Annotated in this window: 3 protein-coding genes; 2 read left to right on the forward strand and 1 reads right to left on the reverse strand. The window is 33.8% G+C overall.

What is annotated here, in order from left to right; all coding sequences use genetic code 11:
- Positions 1-180 precede the first annotated feature (180 nt).
- Positions 181-831 (reverse strand): outer membrane beta-barrel protein, encoded by a 651-nt coding sequence (locus tag KF749_09890; protein MBX2991465.1) that lies wholly within the window; start codon positions 829-831, stop codon positions 181-183.
- Between the two features lie 280 nt (positions 832-1,111).
- Here KF749_09890 and KF749_09895 point away from each other — a divergent pair, with 280 nt between their 5' ends.
- Positions 1,112-1,648 carry a class IV adenylate cyclase gene (locus tag KF749_09895; protein MBX2991466.1) on the forward strand — a complete coding sequence of 179 codons (537 nt, stop codon included), beginning with the start codon at positions 1,112-1,114 and terminating at the stop codon, positions 1,646-1,648.
- Positions 1,614-4,501 (forward strand): exodeoxyribonuclease V subunit gamma (locus KF749_09900; GenBank protein ID MBX2991467.1); only part of this gene is annotated, 2,888 nt, incomplete at its 3' end. The genes KF749_09895 and KF749_09900, both read left to right, overlap by 35 nt.

Consider the following 4,501-nt stretch of genomic DNA (forward strand, 5'->3'; position numbering starts at 1 on the left):
TTTGTCTCTGTAACAAACCGGTATGCAAGATCGAATTCTTTTGTATGGTTAATTTTAATAATGAATCTCTTTGGTTTTCAGAGCAAAAATATATTATTTATCTATACAAATATTTTCAATCGAGTATTGATCCCCCGATCATATTATCCGGTAAGTGTTATCCCGGTTCAGAATCCTGAACTAGTACATCAACCCCAGATTCAGTGTTACAAAAAAACTTCCGAAACTTTTCTTGTACCTGTCATAAAGGCTCTCAACACCTTCATCAAAGAAGTGTGTGTAGTAATATCTGAAGTTTAATCCAATAAGACTTGATTTATCCAATCCGAAGTTAGCACCAAATCCTACATATCCTCCGAGGGCAATCTTTGATTGAGTATCTCCGAAAGCACTAAAAAATTCCTTCTCGTAAGGTGTTGTTAAAACCAGAGTCGGACCCATTCCGATGTTTAAATATGGCCTTAGGTTATCGTAAATAACATTTTCAAATATTCTGTACTGCAGTCCTACATTAATTGGCATTGCAAATACCCGGTTCTTTTTGCCAATAGTAAAAGTTCTGCCAAAAAAATCTATGTATTCAAATTCGCGATCGTCTTTTGTTTCAGAGAAAGACAGGTCTGCAAAAGCCGTCCACTTCATTGAAAATTGTTTGCGGTAGAATGTTCCTAAACCAAATCCTGATTCTCCCATCATAATATCCAGACCCCATGCATGATCCGGAAAAATTTCCGGTGGACGTTCAGGAGCAATTTCACCAATGCCCTGAGCATTAATACCGGTCAATGGGATAATTAAAAATATAACTACTGCAAATATTACTCTTCTCATAATGTATTCTTATTTTTACCATTAAAATACATATTGTATTAAAAATATCAATGTATAATTTCAGAGCATGCTAAACAAAAATGCAGTTAACATTCTATTTTCAGTGACTTCATATTAAAGTGAAAATGCTTATGAAAGCACTATTTAAATGAAATTTGAGTTTTTACTCTTAAACTTATTAAATAATTTTTAACACCAGAAAGTTCCATACCGGTTTCTGGCTAAATATTTCCTGAACAGAAAAGCGAGTTCTCAACAATCATTAAAAGGAATTGCATTCATGCCCAAAAATCTTGAACTTAAAATTAAAATCGATTCACTAAAGGATATTAAAAAAAAGCTTAATGAGAATCGTATCGGGTTAAAAGAAATATTGATCCAGAAGGATATTTATTTCAGTGTAAATTCAGGACTACTTAAACTCAGAATAGAAAATGGTAAATCAAGTCTTATCTATTATAACAGAAATGAGGTTTCGGACAAACGTTGGTCTGACTTTGAATATATAAAATTTTCTGAAGGTGAACCGGAAAAGTTCTTCAAACAAATCTTTAAGACTGATGTTACTGTTTCCAAAATCAGAGAACTTTATATTTATAACAATACAAGGATACACCTTGATAAAGTGCAAGGACTTGGCAGTTTCATTGAGCTGGAAACATTGGTGGTAAGTGGTTTAAAAGATGCCGAACAAAGATTTAAGAAAATGATAAAAACTTTAAATTTAACCCCCGAAAACCAGATACGGTCTTCGTACAGAGATCTGCTGATTAAAAAGAAATATGATTCTTACAAAAGAAAAAATAAATTACGCTGACATTGATCAATTAATTTTCAATAAGATAAGTTATTCCAAGTTAAATGAACTTGTCGTTGTTGTTCCAACAAACAGAAAGGTACGTTACCTAAAAAGAGATATTATTGGTGCATCACCGGAAAGTACTGCATCGCAGATAAATCTGGAAACGATTTCAACTCTATCTATAAAGTTGTTTGACGAATCAAGAACTTTCGAAACAAATTTTCACAGTGATGCGGCAGCAGTTGTTCTGCTAAACCAGACATTCAGTGAGGTGGAACTTCAATACTTTAACAGTTACAGGGGTGATATTCCCCGCGGCACATTGGAAATGATCCGCAATGTTTTAACCGAATATAAACAGCACGGCATTAGTCCGGATGATATACTTAAGGAATCTGAAAAACTTTCGGGTTCGGAAAAACTTAAAGCAATTGATATATCGAACATTTTTTCTTCATACCAGCAAAAGCTTACTAAACTTAATGCCTTTGAGCTCGGAGATATTTATAAATATTTGTGTAGTATAAATAAATCGGAATTTAACAGCACTTTCAGAAAAATTTTTCCGGATTGTGATACGATTGTTATAAATGGATTTGATGAATTCTCTGATCCTGAAATTATACTTATTGATAAACTTTCTGAAATCGATTACCTCACCCTGTATATTTCGTTTGACTATTTTCGGTTTAATCCTGAAATATTTTCACATCTTGAAAGCTGTTATAAAAACCTACTAGCCAGAGGATTTACTGATATTGAAGATCGCTCACCAGCCATTTATGATGATTTTAAAAAAACAATTCGGGAGCATCTTTTCAGTTTAAAAAGTATTAATCAAAAAAAATCAATTATTGAGTTATTCAAACTACCGGCTTCCAATCCCGTTAAGGAAATTGAAATTATTGCCAAAGAAATCAAGCGCCTGATAATTACAGGTAAAGCGCAGGCAGATGAGATTTGTGCTGCTTTCAATCTTATCAGTGAGCACTCGAATGTAATACGTGATGTTTTCGGAAGTTATGGTATTCCGTATAATCTTACTGACAGATACACTCTCAGTAATTCAGCGCCTGTAATTGCATTGATAAATCTACTAGGGATACCGGAAAACGATTTTTATTATAAAAATATTTTCAGAGCATTAAGCGGAAGATGGATTGAGATACCAGGAATCGATCTTTCGAATCTTTTATCGGTTTCAGCTAATCTTAAACTGGTTGCAGGTTATAAACAATGGATTAGCTCGATTGAGAATGTACTTGAGCAGATTCAAAACGGATATGATGAGGATGTAAAGTATCTTCCACGAAAGGAGTATGAAAAGGCATTATGGGATATTAAAAGTCTTAATAAACTCCTGGATTCATTTAAAAAGAAAGTCACTCCGTCTGATTTCAAAAAACATATATTATCACTTATCACTGAAATAAAACTATCATCCAGGCTCATCAATGATAATCCTGAACTAATAGAAAAAAATGTAAAAGCAGTAACAACATTCCTCGAGACGCTTGATGAATTAATTTCACTTCTTGAAGATCAGTACGGAAAAACAAAAATTTTTTCGCTTTCATTCTACTTAAGGGAAATTAAAACGGCGCTTTTATTCAGTCGTTATAATATAAAAGAAAGACATGGTAAAGGTGTACTTGTTACTTCTGTTAATGAAATACGCGGACTAAGATTCAAATATTTGTTTTTAGGCGGTATGACTGACGGTGAATTTCCAACACGTTATCAGCCTGCAATCTTTTTTTCGGGAGAACACCGGAGAAAACGGGATGAATATCGTCACCTGCTTGGTGAAAGATATCGGTTTTATCAGGCTCTCTGCGTACCCGAAAAAGCATTGTATTTTTCTTTTTCTGCCAGTGAAGAAAAGAAAGAATTGACAGAATCATCATTCCTGTCCGATCTGGAAAAAATGTTTTTTATCACTAACAAAAATGAATCGGATTACAGCAATCTCATTTATTCAAAAGAGGAGTTATTAAAATCTGTTTCTGCTCATCCGGAATCAGCAGTTAGTGATTTTATAGATAAAGAAAGATTAGAAAAATCATTACAAGTAGATTCATTTAGAAGAAGTGATCCATTCGGTAAATCTCCGTTCACAGGATTCATTCAGGAAGAGTTATCAAAGCAGGCAAAAGAAAAATTGCAAACTTTCGCAGACAGAGAATACTCCGCATCACAGCTTGAGGATTATGCAAAGTGTCCGTTCAGATATTTTGTTAACAGAATTTTATCTCTTGAAACTATTGAAGAACCTGTCGAGGAATTAGAGGCTTTTGAAATTGGAAGCCTGATACATTCTATCCTGTTCAGGTTTTATACTGATATTAAAGAAAAGGGATTAACACTTGCCGGCTGCAGTGATAAAGATTTTAAGACAGCTGAAAAGTTGCTGTTTAAAATAGCGGATGAAAAAGTAAGCAAACTGAAATTCACATCTCCAGCTTCTTTCTATGAACGCGAAAAAATATTTGGCATCAACGGGAAAAAAGAAAGCTCAATTCTCTTTCAGTTCTTATTAAACGAACGGAATTCAAATGATGGATTTATCCCGCAGTATTTTGAATACGGTTTCGGGAAGATAAACAGTTATAGTATTACATATCCGGTTGACGTTAACGGAATTAAATTGCGGGGAAAAGTTGACAGGATTGATGTTAAGGATGATCAGAATACCTTCAAAGTAATTGACTATAAACTTGGTGGAGCCAGACCATCAAAAGAAGATCTTCTTTCTGGAATTGCATTGCAGCTACCTTTATATATGTATGCATCCAGAATTCTTATTGAAGCAGAGTTGAACAAAGAATATAAACCGGCAGCCGGGGAAATTTATTCTTTAAAACTTAC

Source organism: Bacteroidota bacterium (assembly GCA_019637975.1).
Taxonomy (GTDB): domain Bacteria; phylum Bacteroidota; class Ignavibacteria; order UBA10030; family UBA6906; genus CAADGV01.

Excerpts from the sequence above, each read along its gene's own strand:
- KF749_09890 (MBX2991465.1), bottom strand. The coding sequence starts at position 831 with ATGAGAAGAGTAATATTTGCAGTAGTTATATTTTTAATTATCCCATTG.
- KF749_09895 (MBX2991466.1), top strand. The coding sequence starts at position 1,112 with ATGCCCAAAAATCTTGAACTTAAAATTAAAATCGATTCACTAAAGGAT.